The organism is Brevundimonas sp. (assembly GCF_035998205.1).
Lineage (GTDB): Bacteria > Pseudomonadota > Alphaproteobacteria > Caulobacterales > Caulobacteraceae > Brevundimonas.
Map to the genome: position 1 here is coordinate 309,931 of NZ_DASYHT010000002.1, position 24,961 is coordinate 334,891.

20 protein-coding genes are annotated in these 24,961 nt (G+C 68.9%); 9 read left to right on the forward strand and 11 right to left on the reverse strand.

The annotated features are described in order from the left end of the window. Positions 1 to 40: 40 nt before the first annotated feature. The 4 genes from VGN74_RS01590 to VGN74_RS01605 form a co-directional block, all read right to left on the reverse strand. Positions 41 to 1,510 carry a P-loop ATPase, Sll1717 family gene (locus VGN74_RS01590; RefSeq protein WP_327445610.1) on the reverse strand — a complete coding sequence of 490 codons (1,470 nt, stop codon included), beginning with the start codon at positions 1,508 to 1,510 and terminating at the stop codon, positions 41 to 43. Between the two features lie 229 nt (positions 1,511 to 1,739). Next, the gene (uvrB, locus tag VGN74_RS01595; RefSeq protein ID WP_327445611.1) at positions 1,740 to 4,040 is read right to left on the reverse strand and encodes an excinuclease ABC subunit UvrB; all 2,301 of its coding nucleotides are present in this window, start codon (positions 4,038 to 4,040) and stop codon (positions 1,740 to 1,742) included. Between the two features lie 59 nt (positions 4,041 to 4,099). Further along, the gene (locus VGN74_RS01600; RefSeq protein ID WP_327445612.1) at positions 4,100 to 4,327 is read right to left on the reverse strand and encodes a hypothetical protein; all 228 of its coding nucleotides are present in this window, start codon (positions 4,325 to 4,327) and stop codon (positions 4,100 to 4,102) included. Between the two features lie 80 nt (positions 4,328 to 4,407). After that, positions 4,408 to 5,427: a mechanosensitive ion channel family protein gene (locus VGN74_RS01605; RefSeq protein WP_327445613.1), complete on the reverse strand. Its 1,020-nt coding sequence runs from the start codon at positions 5,425 to 5,427 to the stop codon at positions 4,408 to 4,410. Between the two features lie 299 nt (positions 5,428 to 5,726). Here VGN74_RS01605 and VGN74_RS01610 point away from each other — a divergent pair, with 299 nt between their 5' ends. From VGN74_RS01610 to VGN74_RS01640, 7 genes are all read left to right on the forward strand, one after another. Then, positions 5,727 to 8,999 carry a TonB-dependent receptor domain-containing protein gene (locus VGN74_RS01610; RefSeq protein ID WP_327445614.1) on the forward strand — a complete coding sequence of 1,091 codons (3,273 nt, stop codon included), beginning with the start codon at positions 5,727 to 5,729 and terminating at the stop codon, positions 8,997 to 8,999. 132 nt (positions 9,000 to 9,131) lie between these two features. After that, positions 9,132 to 9,485, forward strand: coding sequence for a PadR family transcriptional regulator (locus VGN74_RS01615; RefSeq protein WP_327445615.1), 354 nt, complete (start codon positions 9,132 to 9,134; stop codon positions 9,483 to 9,485). Then, positions 9,482 to 10,582 carry an HAAS signaling domain-containing protein gene (locus VGN74_RS01620; protein WP_327445616.1) on the forward strand — a complete coding sequence of 367 codons (1,101 nt, stop codon included), beginning with the start codon at positions 9,482 to 9,484 and terminating at the stop codon, positions 10,580 to 10,582. Before VGN74_RS01615 ends, VGN74_RS01620 begins: the two co-directional genes overlap by 4 nt. Positions 10,583 to 10,755: 173 nt before the next feature. Further along, positions 10,756 to 13,836 (forward strand): TonB-dependent receptor domain-containing protein, encoded by a 3,081-nt coding sequence (locus VGN74_RS01625; protein ID WP_327445617.1) that lies wholly within the window; start codon positions 10,756 to 10,758, stop codon positions 13,834 to 13,836. An 86-nt stretch (positions 13,837 to 13,922) separates the two neighbouring features. Continuing rightward, on the forward strand, positions 13,923 to 15,014 hold the full coding sequence (locus VGN74_RS01630) for a serine hydrolase domain-containing protein (RefSeq protein WP_327445618.1): 1,092 nt from the start codon (positions 13,923 to 13,925) through the stop codon (positions 15,012 to 15,014). Further along, positions 15,011 to 15,778, forward strand: a complete 768-nt coding sequence (locus tag VGN74_RS01635) for an extensin family protein (RefSeq protein ID WP_327445619.1) — start codon at positions 15,011 to 15,013, stop codon at positions 15,776 to 15,778. The genes VGN74_RS01630 and VGN74_RS01635 overlap by 4 nt, the downstream gene beginning before the upstream one ends. Before the next feature lie 183 nt (positions 15,779 to 15,961). Beyond that, positions 15,962 to 16,165 (forward strand): cold-shock protein, encoded by a 204-nt coding sequence (locus VGN74_RS01640; RefSeq protein WP_298278254.1) that lies wholly within the window; start codon positions 15,962 to 15,964, stop codon positions 16,163 to 16,165. Between the two features lie 13 nt (positions 16,166 to 16,178). On the opposite strand, the gene VGN74_RS01645 is transcribed toward VGN74_RS01640, so the two are convergent. Both VGN74_RS01645 and VGN74_RS01650 read right to left on the reverse strand, forming a co-directional pair. Continuing rightward, a complete protein-coding gene (locus tag VGN74_RS01645; RefSeq protein ID WP_327445620.1) occupies positions 16,179 to 17,099 on the reverse strand; it encodes a DMT family transporter in 921 nt (306 codons plus the stop codon). Next, positions 17,096 to 17,839, reverse strand: coding sequence for an SDR family NAD(P)-dependent oxidoreductase (locus tag VGN74_RS01650; RefSeq protein ID WP_327445621.1), 744 nt, complete (start codon positions 17,837 to 17,839; stop codon positions 17,096 to 17,098). The genes VGN74_RS01645 and VGN74_RS01650 overlap by 4 nt, the downstream gene beginning before the upstream one ends. A 75-nt stretch (positions 17,840 to 17,914) precedes the next feature. On the opposite strand from VGN74_RS01650, the gene VGN74_RS01655 reads away from it, so the two are divergent. Then, a complete protein-coding gene (locus VGN74_RS01655) occupies positions 17,915 to 18,175 on the forward strand; it encodes a hypothetical protein (RefSeq protein WP_327445622.1) in 261 nt (86 codons plus the stop codon). Next, complete coding sequence (locus VGN74_RS01660) at positions 18,172 to 18,471, forward strand: type II toxin-antitoxin system RelE/ParE family toxin (protein WP_327445623.1); 300 nt, start codon at positions 18,172 to 18,174, stop codon at positions 18,469 to 18,471. Before VGN74_RS01655 ends, VGN74_RS01660 begins: the two co-directional genes overlap by 4 nt. A 33-nt stretch (positions 18,472 to 18,504) precedes the next feature. Here the strand turns inward: VGN74_RS01660 and purF are convergent, their stop codons facing one another. The 5 genes from purF to VGN74_RS01685 form a co-directional block, all read right to left on the reverse strand. Next, complete coding sequence (gene purF / locus VGN74_RS01665; protein WP_327445624.1) at positions 18,505 to 20,019, reverse strand: amidophosphoribosyltransferase; 1,515 nt, start codon at positions 20,017 to 20,019, stop codon at positions 18,505 to 18,507. Between the two features lie 27 nt (positions 20,020 to 20,046). Beyond that, positions 20,047 to 20,637, reverse strand: coding sequence for a CvpA family protein (locus tag VGN74_RS01670; protein ID WP_327445625.1), 591 nt, complete (start codon positions 20,635 to 20,637; stop codon positions 20,047 to 20,049). Positions 20,638 to 20,762: 125 nt separating this feature from the next. After that, positions 20,763 to 22,121: a DNA repair protein RadA gene (radA, locus tag VGN74_RS01675; RefSeq protein WP_327445626.1), complete on the reverse strand. Its 1,359-nt coding sequence runs from the start codon at positions 22,119 to 22,121 to the stop codon at positions 20,763 to 20,765. Between the two features lie 85 nt (positions 22,122 to 22,206). After that, a complete protein-coding gene (gene alr / locus VGN74_RS01680; RefSeq protein ID WP_327445628.1) occupies positions 22,207 to 23,241 on the reverse strand; it encodes an alanine racemase in 1,035 nt (344 codons plus the stop codon). A 188-nt stretch (positions 23,242 to 23,429) separates the two neighbouring features. Continuing rightward, positions 23,430 to 24,902 carry a replicative DNA helicase gene (locus VGN74_RS01685; protein WP_327445629.1) on the reverse strand — a complete coding sequence of 491 codons (1,473 nt, stop codon included), beginning with the start codon at positions 24,900 to 24,902 and terminating at the stop codon, positions 23,430 to 23,432. Between the last annotated feature and the right edge of the window lie 59 nt (positions 24,903 to 24,961).

The window sequence follows — 24,961 nt, forward strand, 5'->3', positions numbered from 1 at the left end:
GGTATCACGGCCGAGGTGGGACCCGGTTTCCATGCGTTAGCTAGAAGGCCTTCCCTTGCGTGATGTTCAAACCACCTCGGTAAAGCATCGGGATTTTATAGGACGAGCCGACCTCCTCTAGAAAGCCCAACTCTCTCAACTGCTCGATCTTTGTTCGCGTTGAAGAAATGTCCTCACCTAATACATCGGAGATCGACCCTTCGTTATGCTCGGACCGACTATTCTTAAATTTCCGAACGCAGGGAGCAAGCGAACGGGCCTCCGCCAGAAGGGTATCGTTCACTCGCCTATCACTTAGTACGCCTAACGCCTTTCGCACCGCCTCGGCTTCAATCATTGCCTTGCCTTCCACAAACGGCCTAGGCTCGCGCTCCCTTTCTTCTTTACGGAGCTGAGCGTCTCTCGCGAAAGTAGCCAGATCGATTAAGTTTCTAGGCGGCTTAACACCGTTCCCGTCCTTAATGCGCCCCATCATCCAAGTCCATGTTTCCGGTTGGCGCTTCCCTGCGTCGATCTTGTCTGGAAACACAGAATAAAAGACATCCTTATCATCAAGTTTACTGATATTTGATCGAGCGGCGAATATTTTTCCTTGCCTAACTCGACGAACAAGAAGGCTCATGAGGTCTTCTTCATCCCAAATGACGTCCACCTTCCTGTCGTTTATGTGGGACAGGTTCACAAACGTCTCGCTCACTATGCGACGGAACAGGTCCTGCCGCACGAACAGTTTCAGCTTAATCCTATTGAATTCTGCGAAATCGAGATATGTTCGAAAGAGCGCCCGAAGTGCGGGAATTTCAACATCTGGGTAGCCTTGGAACGCCTCATCCATCCGATCGATCGCGACCCAGGCTACCTTGCCCGTTTCAGCTAGGCATTTATTCAGTAGCGCCAAGGCGCCGGCGACAGGGATGATCCGAGCATCCGCCTTGGTGCGTTTGTCGAACTCCACGCGCGGCGTGAGAGATATCCCCTCTGCGCCAGCACCGAACTTTAGCTCAGCTGCCTGCCAAGAGAATACGCCGGCCGCCTTTGCCATAATCCTATCGAATACAGGCCGGGGCTGATCCAACTCCGAACGAAGTCCAAGACCCCGCAAGAGATTATCAAGGTCGTTGAGCGGAGATTTCTTGTCATATCTGTTATGCTTTAGCAACCAGTTTCCGACTAGAGCGAGTATGAAGCCCTTCCAGAACATAATATACTCACCCTCTTCTTGAGGGGATCTGGTTGCAATTTCTTGGAAAATCGGGTCCCCGCTAGTGTTGAAGGCTGGCACTACTACGACGTGAGACAGCTCCTGTATATAAGGGTACCTCTCATGAAGAACTTTGAATATAGCAGTCTTTCCGGTTCCCTTGTCACCGGCGACTATATCTTTTCTATCCGTGATTAACTCCCGGAAGGCGTGGGTCTCTAGGAAATAATCCTTCAGATGAGCGTCGAATTCAGCCACCGAGCCGCCAAACGACAGGTCCTTTAGAAGCTCTTTTACGCTCGGATTCATCACAGCCCTCAGCCCTTCGTGCGATCAATAAACTAGCGGCGAAATGTCAGCCTGTCGAACGAGAGTTCGTCGGCAATCCGCAGCGCAGGTGGGCTGCCAAATGCTCAGCCCTCGGAAGATGGGGCCCGGTGGAGGTCTCATGGCCAGTCGAAACAAGTCTGCTTTCCTCCAGCCCCTCCACCGCTGCGCGGTCCTGCTCCCCATCGAGGGCGATGGGGAGCAGAGAGGCCTACCTTCCCTTCTTCCCCCGCGCCGCCTTCTCCGCCGCGGCTTCCTTGCGCCAGCGCCGCGGCGCCGCGGCGTCCACCTCTTCCCCGGCCCCGGTCAGCATCTCGTTGGCGAACTCCAGATCCAGCGCCTTCATCCGCTTGATCTCGTCCCGGAGCCGCGCCGCCTCCTCGAACTCGAGGTTGGCGGCGGCGTCGCGCATGCGGGTCTCCAGGTCCTTGAGGGCGGCCTGGAAGTTGGAGCCGACGAAGGGCCTGGCGTCCTCCTTCATGCCGGGGGCGGTCAGCTGGTCGAGGGCGCGGCTCTCGTAGGGGCTGGCGAGGATCTCCTTGATGTCGCGCTTCACGCTCTCGGGCGTGATGCCGTGCTCGGCATTGTACGCCACCTGCTTCTCGCGCCGGCGCGTGGTCTCGGCCATGGCCCGCTCCATCGAGCCGGTGATGCGGTCGGCGTAGAGGATGACGCGGCCGTCGACGTTGCGGGCGGCGCGGCCGATGGTCTGGATCAGCGACGTTTCGGAGCGCAGGAAGCCCTCCTTGTCGGCGTCGAGGATGGCGACCAGGCCGCACTCGGGGATGTCGAGGCCCTCGCGCAAAAGGTTGATGCCGATGAGGACGTCGAAGGCGCCGAGGCGCAGGTCGCGCAGGATCTCGATGCGCTCGAGGGTGTCGACGTCCGAGTGCATGTAGCGCACGCGCACGCCCTGCTCGTGCATGTATTCGGTCAGGTCCTCGGCCATCTTCTTGGTCAGGACGGTGACCAGGCTGCGGTAGCCGGCGCGGGCGGTGTCCTTGACCTCGGCGATGACGTCGTCGACCTGGTTGCGGGTGGCGCCGGTGACCGGGCGCACCTCGACCGGCGGGTCGACCAGGCCGGTGGGGCGGATCACCTGTTCGACGAAGACGCCGCCGGTGCGCTCCATCTCCCACGGGCCGGGGGTGGCGCTGACGTGGATGGTCTGGGGCCGCATGGCGTCCCACTCGTCGAACTTGAGCGGGCGGTTGTCGATGCAGGAGGGCAGGCGGAAGCCGTACTCGGCCAGGGTCGACTTGCGGCGATAGTCGCCGCGGTACATGGCCCCGATCTGGCCGACGGTGACGTGGCTCTCGTCGACGAACAGCAGGGCGTTGTCGGGGATGTATTCGAAGAAGGTCGGCGGCGGCTCGCCCGGGGCGCGGCCGGTCAGCCAGCGGCTGTAGTTCTCGATGCCGGCGCAGGAGCCGGTGGCCTCCATCATCTCCAGGTCGAAGCGGGTGCGCTGCTCCAGCCGCTGGGCCTCCAGCAGCTTGCCGTTCTCGACCATCCAGTCGAGCGTCTCCTTCAGCTCGGCCTTGATGCCGGTGATGGCCTGGTTGAGCGTCGGCCGCGGGGTGACGTAGTGGCTGGCGGCGTAGACGGTGATCTCCTTCAGGTCGGCCGTCTTGGCACCGGTCAGGGGATCGAACTCGGCGATGGCCTCGATCTCGTCGCCGAACAGGCTGACGCGCCAGGCGCGGTCCTCCTGGTGGACCGGGAAGATCTCGATGACGTCGCCGCGCTTCCTGAACATGCCGCGATCGAAGGCGGCGTCGTTGCGCTTGTACTGCAGGGCGATCAGGTCGGCCCGCAGCTTGGCCTCGTCGATGGTGTCGCCGACCTTCAGGGTGAAGGTCATGGCCGTATAGGTCTCGACCGAGCCGATGCCGTAGATGCAGCTGACCGACGCCACGACGATGACGTCGTCCCGCTCCAGGATCGCCCGCGTCGCCGCGTGCCGCATCCGGTCGATCTGCTCGTTTATGCTGGAGTCCTTTTCAATATAAGTATCCGTGCGCGGAACATAGGCTTCCGGCTGGTAGTAGTCGTAGTAGCTGACAAAGTATTCGACCGCATTGTCCGGGAAGAAGGCCTTGAACTCGGAATAGAGCTGGGCCGCCAGGGTCTTGTTGTGCGCGAGGATCAGCGCCGGGCGCTGGGTCTGTTCGATGACCTTGGCCATGGTGAAGGTCTTGCCCGAGCCGGTGACGCCCAGCAGCACCTGGTCGCGGTCGCCGGCCTCGGCCTGGGCCACCAGCTCGGCGATGGCCGCGGGCTGATCCCCGGCGGGGGTATAGGCGCTGACCAGCCGGAACGGGGTGCGCAGCCGGGCCGCGGGCCGCGCGGGGCGGTGCGGGACCCAGTCGGCCCCGGCCCCGGGCGCCTCCTCCGGCGTCAGGCGCGGTCCCGTGACCGGCGCGAACATCGGCATGGCCGAGCGGTCGAAGGCGGCGGGGGCCTCCTGCAGCCCGGCGGGCGCGGAGGTCGAGCGGGGAGAACGGGCCATGAACGCAATCTAGGGGTTCGTGACTTGTGGCGCCATCCGGACCGGTCGCGGCGAGATCGCTATTTGTGCGTCCAGGGCCGTGAGGCGCCGGGGGCCACGCCGGCGGCCTGCTGACGCTGGAAGCGCCCGCCGCGCGGCGGTTTGGGACGCGCCTCCAGCCGCGCCTGCTTCAGCCGAAGAGCGCGTTGCACGGGGGTCTCGCCGGGCGGGCCCGCAGACACGGCGGGATCCGGGGCTTCCGCAGCGGGCCCGGTGGGGACTGGGGGATCGTCGGCGGGCGTGCTCATCGGCGCAGCGTGGCACGCCCCGGGGCGGATGTCGTGGAGAAACCGGAGAGCGGCCCACGGCGCCGTGCTCCGTCACCGTCTCATTCCGTTTCCGCCTCGGGCGGCAGGGGCGAGAGTAACTCCGCAGCGGCGTCGTTGTCGTCCCCGCGGCCGGCGGCGGCCGGCGGCGCGTCGGCCTCCGGGCGCGCCCCGCGCGGGCGCAGGCCGAACAGCTCGGCGGCGTCGTCGCCCTCGCGCCCGAACACGCTGCGCAGGCGCAGGTCGGTCTGGGGGAAGGGGATCTCGATGCCGGCCCGCTCCAGCGCCTCGGCGATGGCCCAGGTGTAGGCGGCGTGCATGGCGGCCGGGCGCTTGACCGCGTCGCGGGTCGGCCAGACCAGCAGCTCGAAGTCGAGGCCGGACTCGCCGAAGCCGACCAGCCAGACCTGGCACTTGCGCGTCTCGGTCTCCGGCAGGGTGAAGGGGATGTCGCGGGCCGCCTGCAGCACCGCCTCGCGCACCTTTGCCCGGTCGGCGCCATAGGCCACGGCGAAGGGCACATGGATGCGGCGGGTGTCGCCCTTGAGCGTCCAGTTGGTCACCGGCCGCTCGATCAGCTGGCTGTTGGGCACCAGCACATTGATGTTGTCATTGGTGCGGATGCGGCTGGCGCGCGGGCCGATCTCGACGATCATGCCCCGGGCCCCGTCCTCCAGTTCAATATAGTCACCGACCGAGACCATGCGGTCGAAGATCAGGAACAGGCCGGAGACGAACTCCTTCACCACCCCCTGCAGGCCCAGCCCGACGCCGATGCCGATGGCCCCGGCGAACACCGCCAGCGACGACAGGTTCAGCCCGGCCGCCGACAAGGCCGTGAAGGCGCCGGCGATCAGGATGCCGTAGCCGGTCAGCTTCTCCAGCAGGTACAGCACCTGGGCATGGCGCCCGGGCCGGTGCTCGCGCGCCCGGCGCAGGCCGCGGGTAGCCAGCCACGACAGGGCGATGGCGACGGTCAGAACCAGCGCCGCCGAGACGGCCTCGCCAAGCGTCAGCGCCGCCCCGCCCAGCGTCAGCAGGGGCGTGGTCTCGATCTGGTCAAGCTCGGCCGGAAGTCTCATCCCGGAAGCTACGCGCGGAGGCGTCGGGGGTTCCGGCGGCGAGTCGCCGGCGAACGGCTCCGCCCTGACGCAATCTGGCCGAACATGGATACACCGTCATGTCTGTGGCGTATTCAAGTGTCGAATACGGCGTTACATGGCCATTTCCTGTCGCGATATCTATGTTCGACAAATATATGTCGCACGAATGCTACGCCCGGGGCGGAATCTGGCCCCAATCCCGAAAATTTCGTGGCGTCGATGACTGTCCCGCACGCAACTGCGCCCCATCGGAAACACCAAGGTTGGGGTGACACTTCATGTATGCAGACTTTGATGCGCGCCGGACTCTGCGCGGGGCCCTGCTCGCCGGGACCGTGCTGGCCGGACTGATGGGCGGCGCCGGCGTCGCCGCGGCCCAGGACGCGACGGGGCCGCAGGCCACCGAAGTCGAGGAGATCGTCATCACCGGCTCGCGCATCCGTCGCGACGCCACCAACGCCCCGACCCCGCTGATCCAGATCGGCCAGGAAGAGGTGCTGCAGTCGGGCGAAGTCAACGTCATCGACTTCCTCGCCGACATCCCGGCGCTGTCCTTCTCGCAGGTGCCGGAAGACACCACGGGCTCGAACCTGAATGACGGCGGCCTGTCGCTGCTGAATCTGCGCGGCCTCGGCACGGCGCGCACGCTGGTGCTGGTCGACGGCCGCCGTCACGTCGGCTCCTCGCCGGGCAGCCTGGCGGTGGACGTCGACACCATCCCGCGCCTGCTGATCGAGAACACCGAAGTGATCACCGGCGGCGCGGCCGCCGTCTATGGCGCCGACGCCGTGTCGGGCGTGGTCAACTTCAACCTGCGCAACGACTTCGACGGTCTGGAGATCGACGCCTCCCTGGCCGAGGTCAACCAGGACGGCCAGATGAGCGAGCGGATTTCGGCCCTGTGGGGACGCAACTTCCTCGACGACCGCCTGAACGTCTATGTCTCGGGCGAGTACCAGCGCAGCGACGAGGTGCTGGACGCCGACGTGGACTGGCGGCGCGAGGCCTGGGGCTTCATCAGCAATGACGCGGACCCGTCCACTGCTACGAGTGACGGCGTGGTGGACCTGATCCTGACCAACAATCTGCGCACCTACATCCGCGGCACGGATAGGGGCGGGATCACCATCCTGGCGACCGGCGTGCAGCGCAGCCCGGTGACGGATCCGGATGTGGCGTTCGTCACCTGCTCCACCGCTTCCTTCGCGGCCAACTGCTTCGCGGTGGCGCCGACGAACAATCCCAACAACAGCTACCTCTATACCGACGTCGGCGCCTCGCAGCCGGTGGTGTTCGGCCCGCTCCGCAACCAGACGGGCGTGTCGCGGGTGCTCAGCAACGGCGGTCTGGGGCAGAACCCCAACACCGAGCAGGGCCAGAGCAGCCGCCTGCCGGAGTCGGAAAACTACCGCTTCCAGACCGGCTTCACGATGAACCTGGCCGGGACCCTTGAGGCGTTCGGCGAGGCCAAATACGTCAAGGAAGAGACCTATGACGCCGGCCAGCGGGTGTTCCACGACTTCAACATGCGCCAGTTCTCGGCGGGCGAGGTCGGGGCCATCACTGCCACGTCGGCCTTCGAGATCGGGCTCGACAACGCCTACCTGCCGGCCGATGTGCGCGCCGCCATTCTCGCCAACCGCCGCCAGGTCTACAATTCGGCCGGCGTTCTGACCGGAACGGTCGCCGACCCGCGGGCGCAGCACAAGCTGTACGGCCCCGAGCGCAGCCAGACCAACACCCGCGAGCTGCAGCGCTATGTGCTGGGCCTCCGTGGCGAGACCCCGGATCTGGCCTTCGTCCGGAACATCACCTGGGAAGCGGCCTACACCTACGGCCAGATGGACAACTCCAACGTCGAACTCGGCGTGGACATCGTCCGCTACCAGGCGGCGGCCGACGCGGTGGTTGACACTGCCGGCATCGTCAACGGTCGTCCGGGTGAAGTGGTCTGCCGCGTGCAGCTGCTGCAGGCCCAGGGGCGTCCGGTCGCCGATGCGACGCTCGGCGGCGTGACCTATTCGCGCCAGGGCGACGTCATCAGCCAGTGTGTGCCGGTGCGCGTGTTCGGCGCCGGCGGCTTCTCGCAGGAAGCGCTCGACTACATGCAGGCCTCGATCGAGGTCGAGGACCAGAACAAGCAGCATGACTTCGTCGCCTTCGCCGGCGGCGACCTGTGGGACCTCTGGGGCGCCGGTCCGATCGGCGCTGTGGTCGGCTATGAGTACCGCAAGGAGCTGACCAGCGGCATCGGCCGCGACCGTGACCGCGCCGGCCGCCTGCTGTTCCTGAACAGCGGTCCGGACTTCCCTGAAGCCTCGTATGACACCAACGAGGTGTTCGCCGAGCTGCAGGTGCCGGTCATGCGCGACACCTGGCTCGGCCGGTCGATGGACATCAGCGGCGCCTACCGCTTCTCCGACTATTCGAACGTCGGCGAGCAGGAGACCTGGAGCCTCGGCCTGACCTACCGTCCGGTGGATGAGCTTCTGCTGCGCGCCACGAGCTCGACCGCGATCCGGGTGCCGAACCTCAGCGAAACCAATGAGCCGCTCGGTCAGACTTTCGCCAACGGCTTCGTGGATCCCTGCAGCGCGACGGTGATCAACAACCTCGCGGACCGCACGATCGCGGCCAACCGCATCGCCAACTGCGGCGCCCTCGCCGCGGCGGCCGGTCTGAACCTGAACTTCGCGGATATCGGCGCCAGCAACGCCTATGTCCCGAACTATGGCAGCGGCGGCGTCTCGGGTCTCTCGGGCGGCAATTCGTTCCTGCAGCCGGAAACATCGGAGAGCTTCACCTACGGCTTCGCCTGGACGCCCGACTATCTGCTGCCGAACCTCGCGATCGTGATGGATTACTACGATATCGAGATCAACGACGCGATCGACTCGGTGACGGCCCAGGCCGCCGCCAACCAGTGCGTGAGCGGCGATCAGGTCAACTCGGGCGCCTGCCTGACGCAAACCCGTGATCCGTCGACCTTCCTGGTCACCAGCTTCATCGAGGGCTCGCTTAACTACGCCGCCCTGACGGCCAAGGGCGTCGACTTCACGGCGCGCTGGGGCGCGGACGTGCCGCGCTTCGCCGGCCGGGGCTGGGGCTCGTTCCGTCACTCGATCCGCGGCAACTGGCTGATCGAGCAGGTCGACTTCGTCAACATCGACGATCCGGCCGACGGGACGGACTTCCAGGATACGGTCGGTTCGCCGCGCGTGCGCCTGCTGTCGACCCTGACCTGGTCGCCGACGGACACCCTGTCGTTCAGCTGGGACTGGGACTGGCAGGCCAGCCAGGAGATCGAGGACATCGACAACATCCTCGCCAACCCGGACCGCTACGAGAGCCTGAAGTACATCGAGACCGGCGATTTCAGCCAGCACGACTTCTCGGTGCGCTGGGACGTGCGGGATGACGTGACCCTGCGCGCGGGCGTGGTCAACGCCTTCGACGCGGAGCCGGCCCGCTGGCTCGGCAACACCACGGCCGACAACTTCGACCTGTTCGGCCGGCGCTTCTTCATCAGCGCCAACTTCCGCCGCTTCTAGGGGCGGGCGCGACACCGTCGCCGATGAGGGCGCGGAGGGGAGACCCTCCGCGCCCTTCTCGTTGCGGCCTTGACTCCCTCACACAGTATGCCGCATACACTGTGCGCCACACACTATACGAGGCAAGGGCGAGTGACGGACGGGCGGGATGAGCTGTTCGAGAGTCTGCGGCTGGAGCTGCGGCGGGGCTCTCTGAGCCTGGCCGTGCTCGCGCGGCTGCGGGTCGAGCGGTACGGCTACTCCCTGCGCACGGCCCTCGCGGAGGACGGCGTCGAGATGGAGGAGAGCACCCTCTATCCGCTGCTGCGCCGTCTGGAGGGGCAGGGGCTGCTGACCTCGGAATGGCGCGAGGAGGAGAAGCGGAAGAAGCGCTTCTATCGCCTGTCGCCGGCCGGCGAGGCCATGCTGGCGCGCCTTTTGGCGGAGTGGCGAGGCATCTCGGCCTCGCTGGATCGGATCTTCACGGAAGGGGAGGGGGCGCGATGAGCGCAGAGCAACACGGGGCGCTGCTGGCGCGCTATCTCAAGGTCGTGGCGGCGCATCTGCCGGCCTCGCAGCGCGACGACGTCATCGCCGAACTGCGTGACGAGATCGAGAGCCGGCTTGAGGCGCGGGCGGCGGAGCTGGGCCGCCCGCTGCAGGAGGCAGAGGTCGAGGCGGTGCTGCGCGAGGTGGGGCATCCGCTCAGCGTCGCCGCCCGTTATCGCCCCGGACCGCGTCATGTGGTTGGACCGGAGCTCTATCCCTACTGGCGGTTCGCGATCCGCGCCGGCGGCCTGGTGCTGGTGTTTCTGACCGCCCTGGGTCTGGTTGTGCGCATCGCCGGCGGCGATCCCGAGCCGGGCCTGACGTTCGGCCAGAGCATCGCCAGCCTGTTCAACGGCGTCATCACCCTGATCGGTTTCGTCACGCTCGCCGCCTACATCTTCGAGCGGCAGTCCGAGCGGCCGCGCTGGCTGCATGACTGGCGGGTCAAGGACCTCGGCATCTACGAGTTCAGCGTCGGCGAGGACTGGGTGGACGGTCTGACGGCGAGGCCGAAGGCGGACGCTTCTCCGGCCTCCGGCGCAGCGACCGCGCGCGTGGCGCCCCGACGCACCACGACCGGCGAGGCCCTCGGCAACATCGTGGCCTGGGCGGTGGTGCTGCTGTGGTGGACCACGGCCTTCCGCATCCCCGGTCTACATCCCGTGGAGTGGGTCTACGTCCGCGACGGCGTCGACTGGGGCGCGCTGGGGCGGGAAGTGTTCACCCTGGTCTACTGGCCGGTGATCGCCTTCGGTCTGAGCCGTATCGTCTTTGATCTCGGCCGGGCCCTGTGTCCCTCCGCGCGGGTCTTCGCCGCGCTGGGTGAGGCGGCTTTCGCGCTTGGTCGGGTCGCCTTCGCCGGCTGGCTCTGGTTCGCGTCTCCGTTGTCGCCGCAGATCGCCGTGGACAGTGTTTCCGCCTTCATCGACCGGGCCGTGGATGGCTGGACGCCGTCTTTCGACACGGCCGGGATCGTCATGACGATCGTCGCTTTCGCTGGCGTCGCAGGCGTCATGTCGGTCTTCGCGGCGCTCGGAAAATTAGGGCAGAAGTAGGCCCTAAAACTGGCGCAAAATGCCTTAAAGGTGTCATCAGATCACACTTTTGACAGGGCGCATCGTCGCACTTGCCAGAGGCCTCGGATGCGGCGAGCTTGCGCCGCTTTCGAGGCCAGACCGCAGACGGAATGCGGTGTTTCTCTGTCACGTGTGAGGGTTCCCCAGTGAAAATGAAGTCCATGCTGCTCGGCGGCTCGGTGCTCGCCAGCGTTGTCCTCGTGTCGGGTGTCGCCGTGGCCCAGTCGCCTGCCGCGGCGCCCCAGGACCAGGACGCTACCCAGGTCGAGGAGATCGTCATCACCGGCTCGCGGATCCGGCGGACGGATCTGACGGCGTCGTCGCCGCTGCAGGTCATCCGCGCGGAGACGATCGACGAGAAGGGGTTCACCAACGTCGCCGAGGCGCTGAACGAGCAGCCCATCTCGGGCGTACCGATCTCGCCCGAAGGCGACCAGGCCGGCTTCGGCGTGGCGCGCAGCTTCGTCAACATCTTCAACCTCGGCTCCAACCGGACCCTGACGCTGGTGAACGGCCGCCGCTTCGTCGGCTCGAACGTGGCCTCGCTGTTCTCCGGCGCCGGCGCCGGCGGCCAGGTGGACACCAACGCCATCCCGACGGCCCTGATCGACCGGATCGAGACCATCCAGGCCACCGGCGGCGCCATCTACGGCTCCGACGCCGTCGCCGGCGTGATCAACATCATCACCCAGACCGACTTCGAGGGCGTCGAGGTCAACGGCGAGTACGGCGTGTCCGAGCGGGATGACGCCGAGACCTATCGCGGGCGCATCACCGTCGGCCGCAACTTCCTCGATGGCCGGGCCAACCTGTCGGGCAGCTACGAGTATGCCGAGACGTCGTCGCTGCGCTTCACCGACCGGCCGCGCACGGCGCTGCAGCTGATCCGCGGCAACAACCCGGCCAACACCAGCGGCACGGACGGCATCCCCTCGCAGGTCTTCTACGAGAACCGCCGCATTCCGGAGATCACCGAAGGCGGTCTGCCGTTCCGCACCGCCGGCTTTGGCCTCGGCGGCCTGCTGACCATTCCGGACCCGAACAACCCCGGCCAGCGTGTGGCGGCCCAGTTCGCGCCGGACGGCACCCTCGTGCCCTACAATCCCGGCCAGTTCGTCCAGGCCTCCATCGCCTCGGGTGGCGACGGCCTGAACCTCGCCGAGCTGACCTCGCTGCAGGCCCCGACCGAGCGCGACGTGGCCACCCTGTTCGGCCGCATCGACCTGACCAACAACATCCGGCTCGAGACCGAGGTCTTCTACAACCGCACCATCGGGCGCGAGGACTTCAACCAGCCGATCTACAACTCGGGCCTGTTCGGCGGCGCCTCGGGCGCGCTGCAGTTCTCGACGGCGAACCCGTTCCTGCCGGCGGCCACCCGCGCGGCGATCCTGGCCCAGCCGACCCCGCTGCCGGCGGACCCGAACAATCCGGGTGAGCGCCTGTTCTTCCTGCACCGCGCCTCGACGGATCTGGTCGAGCCGAACAGCCTGACCGAGGGCGAGGTCCTGCGCGGGGTGATCAACCTCGCCGGCGACTTCAGCACCTTCGGCCGGCAGTTCTTCTGGAACGTGGCCTTCAACCAGGGCACGTCGGAAGGCTTTTTCCAGCAGGACAACATCGTCCAGGCCAACTTCCTGCAGGCGATCAACGTCGCCAACGTCAACGGCCAGATCGTCTGCGCCGACGCGACCGCCCGCGCCGCGGGCTGCCAGCCGCTGAACCTGTTCGGCGAGGGCGCCCGCAGCCAGGCCGCGCTCGACTACATCGGCACTACCTTCCGTCAGGACTACGAGATCACCCAGACGGTTTATGAGGCCAACTTCGGGGGCGACCTGATCCAGCTGCCGGCCGGCTGGGCCGGCTTCAACGTCGGCTTCGAGTACCGCGAGGAGGAGTCGAGCTTCCAGCCGAACGCCGCCTCGGCCGGCGGCATCGGCCGGTCCGCTGCGATCGCGCCGCTGTCGGGGGCCTACGACACCACCGAGTGGTACGCCGAAGTGGCGCTGCCGGTGTTCGGCGACGACTTCTCGTTCCTCGGCATGCGCAGCTTCGACATCGACGCCTCGTACCGCGAGGTCGACAATTCGCAGTCGGGCAAGGACGATGCCTGGGCCGTGGGCGCGCGCTGGCGTCCGGTCGAGGACCTGCTGATCCGCGGGTCCAAGAGCCGCTCGTTCCGGGCCCCGGCCATCACCGAGCTGTTCCTGCCGACCTCGACCTCGTTCCTGACGGCGACCGATCCCTGCGACTTCCGCAACATCGACTCGGGGCCGAACCCGGCCGCGCGGCGCGCCAACTGCGAGGCGGCCTTCGTCGCGCTCGGCCTGCCGGCGGACTTCCGGCTGACCTCCAACATCCAGGCGGCGACCCAGCGCGGCACCACCGCGGGCAACCCGGCTCTGGTCAATGAGATCGCCGAGCAGGAGACCTATGGCTTCGTCTACCAGCCGAGCTTCATCGACGGTCTGGCGCTGAGCTTCGACTGGGTGAAGATCGACCTCACCAACGCCATCGGCAACTTCACCCTGAGCCAGATCCTGCAGGTCTGCTACGATCTGCCGACCCCGGACCAGTCGGCCTGCAACCGCTTCCAGCGGGGCGCGGCGGGCTCGAACGTCGGCGGCTCCAGCCTTGAGGGCCAGATCCTCGGCGCCGACATCGCGCCGAACGGGCTTGGTCCGCAGACCGGCTTCTTCAACGCCGGCTACACCAACTTCGAAGGCTTCACGGCAGGCATCGAGTACGGCTTCGACATCGCCGAGCGGTTCCCGGGCCTGCTCGACGGGGCCAGCGACCTCGGCCGTCTGTCGTTCGATTGGGACCTGTTCCGGGTCGAGGACCAGACGACCTCGCCGACGGGCCTCGGGTTCGACCAGACCAACAGCGCCAACACCATCGGCAACGCCAAGGGCCGCTGGAACCTGAACACCGCCTATACCCGCGGCAACCTCGGGATCCTGCTGACCACCCGCTGGGTGTCGGAGTCGCGCTTCAGCAACACCTCGACCATCGAGCAGTTCCAGCCGCAGACGATCGGCGACTACTACATCAACGATCTCTCGGTGGCGTTCGACCTCGCCGACTATGTCCCGGTCGGGGCCGAGCGTCTGACGGCCCGCGTTCAGGTCCGCAACCTGTTCGACGTGGAGCCGCCGGCCTACACCACGGGCGTCGGGGTCTATGACCTGATCGGCCGCTACTACCAGGTCGGCCTGACCGCCCGCTTCTGAGGCGATCCATCCGACTGACGGCGCCGCCGGGTCCCGCAAGGGGCCCGGCGGTTCTGTTTCGGGGCGAACTGGGGCAGTCTGCGGCCATGTTCACGCGCCGTCACAGCCTCGCCCTGTTCGCCGCCGCCGCCCCCGGCCTCGCATGGGCGCGCGTGCGACAGGAGACCGGCCTCGACCTGCCGGCCGTCCTGGCCGCCAGCGGGGCCCCCGCCGTGGGCGGCGTCTGGCTGCAGGGCGAGATCGTCTGGCAGGGCGTCGCCGGCCGCCGCGCCGCGGAGAACGAGGCGACTGTCACGCCCGCCGATCCCTGGCATCTCGGCTCCAACACCAAGGCGATGACCGCCGCCCTTGTCGCCCGCTACGTCGAGCAGGGCCGGCTCGGCTGGGAGGCGCGGCTCGGGGAGCTGCTGCCGGAGATCGCCATGGACGCCGCATGGCGCCAGACGCCGCTGACCGCCCTGCTGGCCCATGAGGGCGGTCTGCTCGACACCGACCTGATCGGACCGGCCTGGCTGGCCAGCGCCCGGGCCGACACCAGGCCGTTGGCGGCGCAGCGCGCGGCCTTCGCCGCCGAAGCCCTGGTCCGCCCGCCGACGGGGACGCCGGGCGCCTTCGCCTATGGCAACGCCAACTACATCGTCGCCGGGGCCGCGCTCGAGGCGCTGACAGGCCAGTCGTGGGAAGCGCAGATGCAGGCGGAGCTGTTCGCGCCGCTGGGCATGGCGTGCGCCGGCTTCGGCCCGCCGGCCGGCGACGCGCCGCGCGGGCATCAGGACGCTGCGGGACAGCTGCTTTCCATGGCCCCCGAAGCGCCCGGCGCCGACAATCCTGCGGCCCTCGGTCCGGCCGGTACGGTGCATGCCCCGCTGGCCGACTACGCCCGCTTCCTCGCCGTGTTCACCGGCGCGGGCGACTGGCTGACGGCGGCCAGTGTGACGCGCCTGACCACGCCCTCCGGGCCGGCGTCGAGCTATGCGCTCGGCTGGGGCGTGACGCCTCAGCCGTGGGCGGCGGGACCGGTGCTGGTGCATGAGGGCTCGAACACCCGCTGGCACGCGATCGCCCTTGTCGACCGCGACGGCGGCCGGGCGATGGCCACGGTCAGCAATGGCGGGCCTCGCGGTCGCGCGGCCTGCGTCGGCCTCGCCCAGGCAATGTTGCGGACCTACGCCGGGTGAAGCGCGACCTCGCCGATTTCTGGAACCTGCTGTGGGAGGCGGGGCTGGGCGTGTGCGCCGCCTTCGCCCTGCTCAACGCCTTCGCCCCGCCGCAGGACCTGCCGTGGACGCCGCTGGACCTGACCGCCCCGCTCGGCCAGGCGACCCGGGCCAAGGTGGCGGACTTCGAACTGGCGCGCAGCACGCCGCCGCCCGCGGAGGAGGTGACGGCGGTGACCGACGCCTGCCTGCAGCTGCTGCGTGAGGCCGGGGTCGAGGCCGAGCGGGCCGAGGATCGCGACGATGGCGGTTTCTGCGTCGTGCGCGGCGCCGTGCGGATCACCGGCGGCGCTGTCACGCCGCTGGCCCCCGGCGGCCTGGTGATGCAGTGCCCGATGGCCATCCGCTATGTGCTGTGGGATCGGCAGGTGTTGCGACCGGCCGCCGAGGCGGCGTTCGGGACGCCGGTCGCCTCGGTCGACACCTACGGGACCTATTCCTGCCGCCGCATCTACGGCTCGACCGAGCCGGGCGCGCGGCCCAGCGAGCATGCCCGCGCCAACGCGCTCGACGTGGCCGGGGTCACGCTGGCCGACGGGCGGCGCGTCAGCCTGACGGCCGACTGGGACGGGGAGGGGGCGACAGGCGCGGCGGGGGCGGACTTCCTGCGGCGGATCCGGGACGGCGGCTGCGAGATCTTCGCCACGGTGCTCAGCCCGGACTACAACGCGGAGCACGCCGATCACCTGCACCTCGACGGCGCGCCGCGCGGCCTGTGCGCCTGAGCGGCCGAATCGCTTTTCCTTGACCGTTCGCCCGGGACGCGAGACAACCGACACGCAGTCCGGATTTTCGCTGGGGTCCAAACCCGCGCGTCGCTCCTTCGCCTGAACGAGCTGTCCAGATGGGCTGACGGCGTTTCCCCGCGGGGGGCGCTGCCTGGCAAAGCGCGTTGACGGAGAACGCAGATGGCGACCGGTACGGTCAAGTGGTTCAACCCCACCAAGGGCTTTGGTTTCATCCAGCCCGAAAACGGCGGCAACGATGTGTTCGTGCACATCACCGCCGTGCAGAAGGCCGGCCTTGCCGGTCTGAATGAAAACGCCCGCGTCGAATACGAGCTGGAATCCCAGCGCGGCAAGACCGCTGCGGTGAACCTCAAGCTCCTGTAATCAAGCAGGAAACTCAGGTTTTGGCGGGCGCGGAGGCTTCGGCTTTCGCGCCCGTTGTCTTTCGGGCGCTGCTCCACTGGGCCACAGCCACGGCGACGAGCACCAGCAGGCCGCCCAGCGCCTGCACCAGCGTCAGGGTTTCGGCGAACAGCAGCCAGCCGAACAGGGCTGCCACCAGCGGCTGCACCAGGATGGTCAGGGCGGTGAGGCCGGCCGGCAGGCGGCCGAGGGCCCAGGTGACGCCGGTCTGGCCGGCGACGTGCACCAGGGCGAACAGCCCGCAGAACAGCCAGCCGATGGGCTCGGCCGGCAGGATGGTCTCGCCGAACAGCAGCGCGGCGATCAGCAGCATGGGGGCGCCGGCGGCGGTCGACCACAGCATCACCTGCAGCGCCGAAGCCGTGCGCCGGGCCGCCTTCACGGCGAGGAAGTAGCCGGCGTACCAGAAGGATACCGACAGGCTGAGCAGGTCCCCCAGCACGGGGTTGCGACCCTGGGTCGGGTCGGCCCCGGCGGCCATGGCGAAGGCTCCGGCCAGCGCTACGGCCAGCGCGATCATGAAGCCGCCGCCAGGGCGTTCGCGGAAGGCGATCCAGGCGATGGCGGTCACCACCACGGGCGTCAGGTTGCACAGCACCGTGGCGTTGGCGACCGAGGTCAGGCTGATGCCGTAGTGCCAGAAGCCGAGATCCAGGGCGAAGAAGGTCCCGGCCAGCAGCATCCAGCGGTTCGGCGCGAGCCCGGGCCCACCGGCCTCGCTGCGCCGGGCGAAGGCGAGATTGAGCGCCAGCAGCAGGGGCAGGGCCAGAAACAGCCGCCAGAAGCCGGCGGCGGCCGGACCGGTCTCGGTCAGACGCACGAGGATGGGCGCCAGCCCCAGAACGCAGGCCGCGGCGGTCAGCACCGCCAGCGGCAGGAGCGCCGGCCGGCTCACGCGGCGTCGGGCGTCCCGGCCCAGTCGGCGAACCGCAGGCGCAGCGGCGGGGTCCGGTCCGGGCGGGCCAGCTCGACGATGAGCGGGCCGATCGCCTCCGGGTGCGGCAGGGTCATCGGGTCTTCGCCCGGATAGGCCTGGGCGCGCAGCCGCGTGCGCATCCGGCCCGGGTCGAGGATAGTGGCGCGGATCGGCGTGTTCTCGATCTCGTCGGCCCAGCAGGCGACCAGCGCCTCGGCCGCCGCCTTGGTCGAGGCATAGGCCCCCCAGAAGGCGCGCGGAGTGTGGGCCAGACTGCTGGTCAGGTGGATCATGCGCCCGGCGTCCGAGACGCGCAGCAGCGGCTCCAGCGAGCGGATCAGGCGGTAGACGCCGGTGAAGTTGACGCGCTCGATCTTGCCGAACTCGCGCGGGTCGGCATGGGCCACCGGGGTCAGGCCGGCCGGGCCCATGGTCGCCGCCGCCTGGACCCAGATGTCCAGCTTGCCGAAGCGCTGGTGGAGGGCCCCGCCCAGCCGGTCGATGCCGCCGCCGTCGACCAGATCGAACGGGACGAGCGTCGCGTGCCGCCCCGTGGCGGCGAAGATGGCGTCGTCAAGCGCTTCCAGCCCGCCCTCGGTGCGCGCCGTGGCGACGACGTGCGCGCCGGCTTTGGCGAGGGCCAGGGCGCTCTCGTAGCCGATCCCGCGCGAGGCCCCGACGACGAGGGCGATGCGGTCTTTCAGCGGCTGGTCGGTCATCGCGCGGGTCTAGGGATGGGCGCAGGGACGGTCAACGTGTTACCTTGAGGACGGGTAGATGGAGGCTCGGCATCCATGGCGAAGACGGCGACCCTGACGCTGGATGTGTCCGAGGCGGTGAGTGAGAAGCTCAAGGCGATGGCTTCGGAGACGAACCAGACGCCGTCCGCCATCGCGGAAGCGGTTCTGAAGGCTTATTTCGACCACCAGCGCTGGCTCATCGCGGAAATCGAGGCCGCGCGTGAGAGTATCCGCGAAGGGCGCTCGATTGCGCACGAGGAGGCGATGGCTCAGATCAGGGCGACGCTGGACAAGCATCGTCGCAAGGTCGCTTGAAGACCATCATCTGGTCGCCACAGGCGCTCGCGCAGCATGACAGCGCACTCGACTATCTGGGCGAGCGAAACCTGCCAGCCGCGGAGCGTCTTGCAGAACGCGTGCGGGTCACGGTTGAGCAGCTGGCGCGGCGACCGACCGGTCGCCCGGGGCGGACGCCGGGGTCCTTTGAGAAGATCGTTCCAGGCACCCGATATCTGCTCGTGTTCGACATTGTCGGCGACGAGCTGCACGTTCTCAGGCTCTTTCACATGTCGCAGGACTGGTGGAGCTGGAGCAACGGAGCCGACGAATAGTCGGCGCTCACGCCGTCCCCTGCCGAAAAGCCCTCAGGCGCTCACCAGCAGGGACAGCTGGCGCGCGGTCTCGTCCCGGCCGCCTTCCTCGATCTCGCGGTCGAGCAGACGGGTGGGGTAGTCGCCGGTGAAGTAGTGGTCGGTGAACTGCGGCTGGTGCGGATCGCGGGCCCCGGCGCCCATGGCCTCGTAGAGGCCGTCGACCGACAGGAAGCCGAGCGAGTCGACCTCGAGATAGGCGCGCATCTCCGCCAGCGTCTTGGTCGCCGCCAGGAGCTGGTCCCGCTCGGGCATGTCGATGCCGTAGAAGTCCGGATAGAGGATCGGCGGCGAGGCCGAGCGCAGGTGGATCTCGGCGGCCCCGGCGGCGCGGACCGCGCGCACCAGCTTCACCGAGGTGGTGCCGCGTACGATCGAATCGTCGATCAGCACCACCCGCTTGCCGGCCAGCACCCCGCGATTGGGGCTGTGCTTCATGCGCACGCCCTTCTGCCGGGCGCCCTGGCTGGGCTGGATGAAGGTGCGGCCCAGATAGTGGCTGCGGATGATGCCCATCTCGTAGGGCACGCCCGACTGCTGGGCGTAGCCCAGAGCCGCCGGCACGCCGGAATCGGGCACCGGAACGACCACGTCGGCCTCGGCCCCGTGCTCGCGGGCGAGGATGCGGCCCATGGCCTTGCGCACCTCATAGACCGAGCGGCCGTTCACGACGCTGTCCGGGCGCGAGAAGTAGACGTACTCGAACAGGCACGGCCGCGCCGGACGTTCGGGGAAGGGCTTGAGCGACTGCAGGCCGCCCTGGTCGATGACCACCACCTCGCCGTTCTCGACGTCGCGCACGAACTCGGCGCCGATGGTGTCCAGCGCGCAGGTCTCGGACGCCAGCACCCAGGCGTCGCCGAGGCGGCCCAGCACCAGCGGGCGGATGCCCAGCGGGTCGCGGGCGCCGATCATCTTCGAGCGCGTCTGGCAGACCAGGGCGTAGCCGCCCTCGATGCGGCTGATGGCGTCGATGAAGCGGTCGACGATCTTGGCCTTCCGGCTGCGGGCGATCAGGTGAAGGATCACCTCGGAGTCCGAGGTCGACTGGAAGATCGCCCCCTCGCCGACCAGAATCTTCCGCAGATAGTGGAAGTTGGTCAGGTTGCCGTTGTGGGCGATGGCGATGCCGCCGGAGTCCAGATCGGCGAACATCGGCTGGATGTTGCGCACGAAACCGCCGCCAGCGGTCGAGTAGCGGGTGTGGCCGACCGCCGCCGAGCCGGGCAGGCGCTGCGACAGGTCCGCGCCGCCGAAGGCTTCGCCGACGAGGCCCTGATGCCGTTCGGTGTGGAAGCGGGCCTGGTGCACCGAGGCGATGCCGCAGGCTTCCTGGCCGCGATGCTGCAGGGCGTGCAGGCCGAGGGCGACGATCGAGGCGGCGTCGGTGTCCGGAGCGCCCCAGACGCCGCAGACGCCGCATTCCAGCCGGAGATGGTCATCGCCGGGCTCGCGCCAGTGCGGACGATGGACGACGGGCTCGGCGATCGCATGGACGGGGCGGCTCATCGTCGGGGCTCCGATGATCGGCGGGGGTCAGGAGTCGGGGGGCGAAGTAGGCGCGGATTGCGTCGGGGGCAAGGCGTCATCGCCGCCGAACCCTCTGCGGACGGACGAGTCGAGCGCCGGCGTGACCGCATCGACACTCTGGCCGATGCCCGGAAGGATCCACTGGATGGTGCGCGCAGCCCCGGCGCTGACACCGTAGAGGCCGGCCTCGGACAGCCAGCGCGGGGTGCGCTCGCCCGGCAGGGCGGCGGCGATCACCAGATGCACCGCCCCGACCAGCACCAGCGCCCGGCCGGCCCCGACAATGACGCCGAGGATGCGATCGACGCCGCCCAGCTGCGGATGGGCCTGGGCCCGCTTCGACAGGACCGAGCCGAGGATGCGGATGCCGAAATAGACGATGAGGAAGCTGAGCACCGCCGCGAGGATCGAACCGGCCCACTCCGGCTCGACCAGGGCCCGTCCGACGGGGGCGGTGTAGGGCAGGGCCACCAGCGTGAGAAACGCCGCCAGGATGAAGCTGAGCAGGGTAACGATCTCGCGCACGCCGCCCCGCACCCCGCCGGACGCCGCCGAGGCCAGCACCACGAGGATGACGAAGACGTCGTAGCCGGTCATGCGCTCCACCGTTTCCTCCCCACGCCCGTGGGGAGGGGGACCGCGAAGCGGTGGAGGGGCCCCTCCGTCTCGCTGCGCGAGCCACCTCCCCGCTCGCTGCGCGACCAGGGAGGAGACTGATGTCCCTAATACCTGTTCGTCGAGATTCGTTCGACCGCCTCGGTGAGACGGGTGACGGCGGTCAGGCCGGACGACTGGGCCGGGCCCGGCGGGGCCAGCGCCTGGTCGAAGCCGAGCTTGGCCGCCTCGCGCAGGCGCGCCTCGGCCCGGCCGACCGGGCGGACCTCGCCGGACAGGCTGACCTCGCCGAACACGACGCAGCCCTGGGGCAGGGGCATGTCGCTGGCCGAGGAGATCAGGGCGGCGGCGGCGGCGAGGTCGGCGGCCGGTTCATTGACGCGAAGACCCCCGGCCACGTTCAGATAGATGTCGCGGTCGCCGAAGCCCAGGCCGCAGCGGGCCTCCAGCACCGCCAGCACCATGGCCAGCCGGCCGGAGTCCCAGCCGACCACGGCCCGGCGCGGGGTGCCATAGGCCGAGGGGGCGACGAGGGCCTGAATCTCGACCAGCACCGGCCGCGAGCCCTCGATGCCGGCGAACACGGCGGCGCCGGGGGCCCGGTCCTTGCCCTCGCCGAGGAACAGGGCCGAGGGATTGGCCACCTCGCGCAGGCCGGCGTCGCCCATCTCGAACACGCCGATCTCGTCGGTGGCCCCGAAGCGGTTCTTGCCGGCGCGCAGGATGCGGAAGGGATAGCCGCGCTCGCCCTCGAAGCTGAGCACGGCGTCGACCATGTGCTCGACCACGCGCGGCCCGGCGATCTGGCCGTCCTTGGTGACGTGGCCGACGAGGATCACCGCCGGGCCGCCGGCCTTGGCCAGCCGCACCAGCTCGGCGGCGCAGGCGCGCACCTGGACGATGGAGCCGGGGCCTGCCTCGTGGGCGTCGCTCCACAGGGTCTGGATCGAGTCGATCACCACGATGTCGAAGCGCTCGCGCTTCAGGGTGGTGAGGATGTCGCGCAGCGAGGTGGCCGAGGCCAGGGCCACCGGGGCGTCGGCGACGCCCATGCGTCGGGCGCGGGCGCGGATCTGCTCGATCGCCTCCTCGCCGGAGATGTAGGCGGTGCGGGCGCCGGCCCGGGCCGCCTTGGCCAGCACCTCCAGCAGCAGGGTCGACTTGCCCACGCCGGGGTCGCCGCCCAGCAGCAGGGCCGAGCCGGGCACCACCCCGCCGCCGCAGACCCGGTCGAACTCGCCGACGCCGGTGAGGATGCGCGGCGGCTCGGGCGTCTCCGAGGTCAGGCTCTCGAAGGTCAGGCCGCGCCCCCGGGCGGTGGAGGCGGGCTTGAGGGCGCCCGGCGGGGCGGCCTTCGTCTCCTCGACGAGGGTGTTCCAGCCCTGACAGGCCGAGCACTGGCCGGCCCATTTGGCGTGCACCGCGCCGCAGGACTGACAGACATAGAGGGCGCCGTCGCGAGCCATGATCTCATCCTAGCAGGCCGCCGGCGATTCCCGGCGGCGTCCGTGTCCGTGCCGCATGCCTGCGACAAAGGCGGACGGAACGCGCTCAGAGATAGACGCGCGGGACCCGGGCGGTGACCGAGGTCTGCAGCTCGTAGGCGATGGTGCCGGCGGCCGCGGCCTGGTCGTCGATGCGCCGGACCGGACCGAACAGCTCGGCCATGTCGCCGACCGCCACGTCGAGGCCCGTGACCTCGACGGCGCAGACGTCCATCGACACCCGGCCGAGCAGGGGGCGCAGCTCGCCGTTGAGCGCAACCTGCCCGCGGGGGCCGTAGCTGCGCAGGACCCCGTCGGCGTAGCCGGCGCCGACCGTGGCGACCCGCATCGGCCGCTCGGCGATGAAGCCGCGCGAATAGCCGACGCTCTCTCCGGCCGGGACCTCGCGGACCTGCAGCACCGGGGCGCGGAAGGCGCCGACCGCGGCGAGGCGGGGATCGGGCCGGCCCTCGGGCCCGCCGCCGTAGAGGCTGATTCCCGGGCGGACGGCGTCGAAGGCGAAGTCCGGACCGAGGAAGACGCCGCCGGAGTTGGCGAAGGAGCGGAGCGTCCCGGGATAGCGCGCGGCGACGGCGGCGAAGGCGTCGCGCTGACGCCGGTTCATCGGCTCGTCGGGGGCGTCGGCGCAGGCGAGGTGGCTCATCACCAGCGCCAGGCCGGGGAAGGCCTCGGGCGCGTCCTCGGGGCGGAATCCGAGCCGGTTCATGCCGGTGTCGATCTGGATGCCGCACTTGCCGCCGCCGGCCGCGCGCCAGGCCGCCAGCTGGGCCGGCTGGTTGAGCACCGGCCACAGGGCCGCGGTCTTGAGGGCCGCCTCGGTCCCGGGAACGCAGCCGTCGAGCACATAGATGTCCGGGGCCGGGCCAACCGCGGCGCGCAGGCGCTCGCCCTCGGCGGCGCGGGCGATGAAGAAGGCGCGGGCGCCCTCGCTCAGCAGCCGCTGGGCCACCGGTCCGGCGCCGAGGCCATAGGCGTCCGCCTTGACCACCGGATGCACCGGCGCGCCGGCGATCACCGACAGGGCATGGAAGTTCCGCGCCAGGGCGGCGAGATCGACTTCGAGAACAGCATTCGGACGCATGGCGCCCTTATGCCGGAACTTTTGTGCAGCGCCAGAGGGGGTGGCGCCTTCTCCTCCCCCGCGAGCGGGGGAGGGGGACCGCGAAGCGGTGGAGGGGGCGATCCCAAGCGCTGCGCTCAGCCTTGCCCCCTCCACCACGCTGCGCGTGGTCCCCCTCCCCCTCTGCGAGGGGGAGGAGAGATGGTCTTTCACTCATACCCGCTGTAGCGGCCGTCGCGGGCCAGGTTGCCGAAGCGGGTGGTGTCCTCGTCGAAGGCCAGCTTGACGATGCCGATCGGGCCGTGGCGCTGCTTGCCGATGACCACCTCGGCCTGGTGGCGCAGATGGTCCATGTCCTCCTGCCACTTCAGGTGCTCCTCCGTGCCCTCTTTGGGCTCGGCGCGGCCGAGGTAGTAGCTCTCCCGGTAGACGAACATGACCACGTCGGCGTCCTGCTCGATCGAGCCGGATTCCCGCAGGTCGGACAGCTGGGGCCGCTTGTCCTCGCGGCTCTCGACCTGACGCGACAGCTGCGACAGGGCGATGATCGGGACGTTCAGCTCCTTGGCCAGGGCCTTGAGGCCGCCGGTGATCTCGGAGATCTCCTGCACACGGTTCTTCTGGCTGTTGCTCTCGCCGGTGGTGATCAGCTGCAGGTAGTCGACGATGATCAGGTCGAGCCCGTGCTCGGCCCGCTTCAGACGGCGCGCCCGGGCCGCCAGCTTGGAGATCGACAGGCCGCCGGTGGCGTCGATGAACAGGGGGCTCTCGCCGATCTCGATGGCCGCGTCGCGCACCCGGCCGTAGTCGGTGGCGTCGATCTCGCCCTTGCGCAGCCGGTCGGACGACACGCCCGACGCGTCGGCCAGGATCCGCATGGCCAGCTGCTCGGCGCTCATTTCCAGCGAATAGAAGGCGACGACGCCGCCCGCGGCCGTCTTCCGGCCTTCGGGGGTGATCTCGTAGCGGTAGTTGCGGGCGACGTTGAAGGCGATGTTGGTCGCCAGCGCGGTCTTGCCCATCGACGGACGGCCCGCGAGCACCAGCAGGTCGGACGGGTAGAGGCCGCCCAGCTTCTGGTCGAGGTCGTCGAGGTGGGTGGCCAGGCCTGCCAGCTTGCCCTCGCGCTGATAGGCCTCGCCGGCCATCTGCACCGCGCCCTTGAGGGCCTCGGCGAAGCTGACGAACCCGGAGGAGGGCTTGCCGGTTTCGGCCAGCGAATAGAGCGACTGCTCGGCGCGCTCGATCTGGTCCAGCGCCGCCGTCTCGGGTTCCGGCGCCTCCCTGATGATGTCGCCGCCGATGCGGATCAGGTCGCGGCGCAGGGCCAGGTCGTAGACGACTCGGGCGTAGTCCGGGGCGTTGGCCGCCGGCGGGGCGCGGTCGACCAGATCGGCGAGGTAGCGCAGTCCGCCGAACTCCTGAAAGGCGGGATCCTGCTTGAACCGCTCCATCAGGATGGTCGGCTCGGCCAGCAGGCCCTGCCGGATGTGGTCCTCGATGGCGGTGTAGAGCCGCTGGTGGAAGGGCTCGAAGAAATGGGACCCGCGCAGCCGGTCGCTGAGCCGCTCGAAGGCGGCGTTGTCGAACATCAGACAACCCAGCAGCGCCTGCTCGGCCTCCAGATTGTGCGGCATGGCGGCGACCGGAGCGGCCGACGCGAACGGAGCGATGGCGTTCATCCTCATCCGATAACCATGACGCGGGGCCGCGTCAGGAGCGGACGGGACCGAAACGGTGC

What these genes read in the sequence shown, in the direction of transcription:
- VGN74_RS01590 (WP_327445610.1), bottom strand. Translation starts at nt 1,510, where the DNA reads ATGAATCCGAGCGTAAAAGAGCTTCTAAAGGACCTGTCGTTTGGCGGC.
- uvrB (WP_327445611.1), bottom strand. Translation starts at nt 4,040, where the DNA reads ATGGCCCGTTCTCCCCGCTCGACCTCCGCGCCCGCCGGGCTGCAGGAG.
- VGN74_RS01600 (WP_327445612.1), bottom strand. Translation starts at nt 4,327, where the DNA reads ATGAGCACGCCCGCCGACGATCCCCCAGTCCCCACCGGGCCCGCTGCG.
- VGN74_RS01605 (WP_327445613.1), bottom strand. Translation starts at nt 5,427, where the DNA reads ATGAGACTTCCGGCCGAGCTTGACCAGATCGAGACCACGCCCCTGCTG.
- VGN74_RS01610 (WP_327445614.1), top strand. Translation starts at nt 5,727, where the DNA reads ATGTATGCAGACTTTGATGCGCGCCGGACTCTGCGCGGGGCCCTGCTC.
- VGN74_RS01620 (WP_327445616.1), top strand. Translation starts at nt 9,482, where the DNA reads ATGAGCGCAGAGCAACACGGGGCGCTGCTGGCGCGCTATCTCAAGGTC.
- VGN74_RS01625 (WP_327445617.1), top strand. Translation starts at nt 10,756, where the DNA reads ATGAAGTCCATGCTGCTCGGCGGCTCGGTGCTCGCCAGCGTTGTCCTC.
- VGN74_RS01630 (WP_327445618.1), top strand. Translation starts at nt 13,923, where the DNA reads ATGTTCACGCGCCGTCACAGCCTCGCCCTGTTCGCCGCCGCCGCCCCC.
- VGN74_RS01640 (WP_298278254.1), top strand. Translation starts at nt 15,962, where the DNA reads ATGGCGACCGGTACGGTCAAGTGGTTCAACCCCACCAAGGGCTTTGGT.
- VGN74_RS01650 (WP_327445621.1), bottom strand. Translation starts at nt 17,839, where the DNA reads ATGACCGACCAGCCGCTGAAAGACCGCATCGCCCTCGTCGTCGGGGCC.
- VGN74_RS01655 (WP_327445622.1), top strand. Translation starts at nt 17,915, where the DNA reads ATGGCGAAGACGGCGACCCTGACGCTGGATGTGTCCGAGGCGGTGAGT.
- purF (WP_327445624.1), bottom strand. Translation starts at nt 20,019, where the DNA reads ATGAGCCGCCCCGTCCATGCGATCGCCGAGCCCGTCGTCCATCGTCCG.
- VGN74_RS01670 (WP_327445625.1), bottom strand. Translation starts at nt 20,637, where the DNA reads ATGACCGGCTACGACGTCTTCGTCATCCTCGTGGTGCTGGCCTCGGCG.
- radA (WP_327445626.1), bottom strand. Translation starts at nt 22,121, where the DNA reads ATGGCTCGCGACGGCGCCCTCTATGTCTGTCAGTCCTGCGGCGCGGTG.
- alr (WP_327445628.1), bottom strand. Translation starts at nt 23,241, where the DNA reads ATGCGTCCGAATGCTGTTCTCGAAGTCGATCTCGCCGCCCTGGCGCGG.
- VGN74_RS01685 (WP_327445629.1), bottom strand. Translation starts at nt 24,902, where the DNA reads ATGAACGCCATCGCTCCGTTCGCGTCGGCCGCTCCGGTCGCCGCCATG.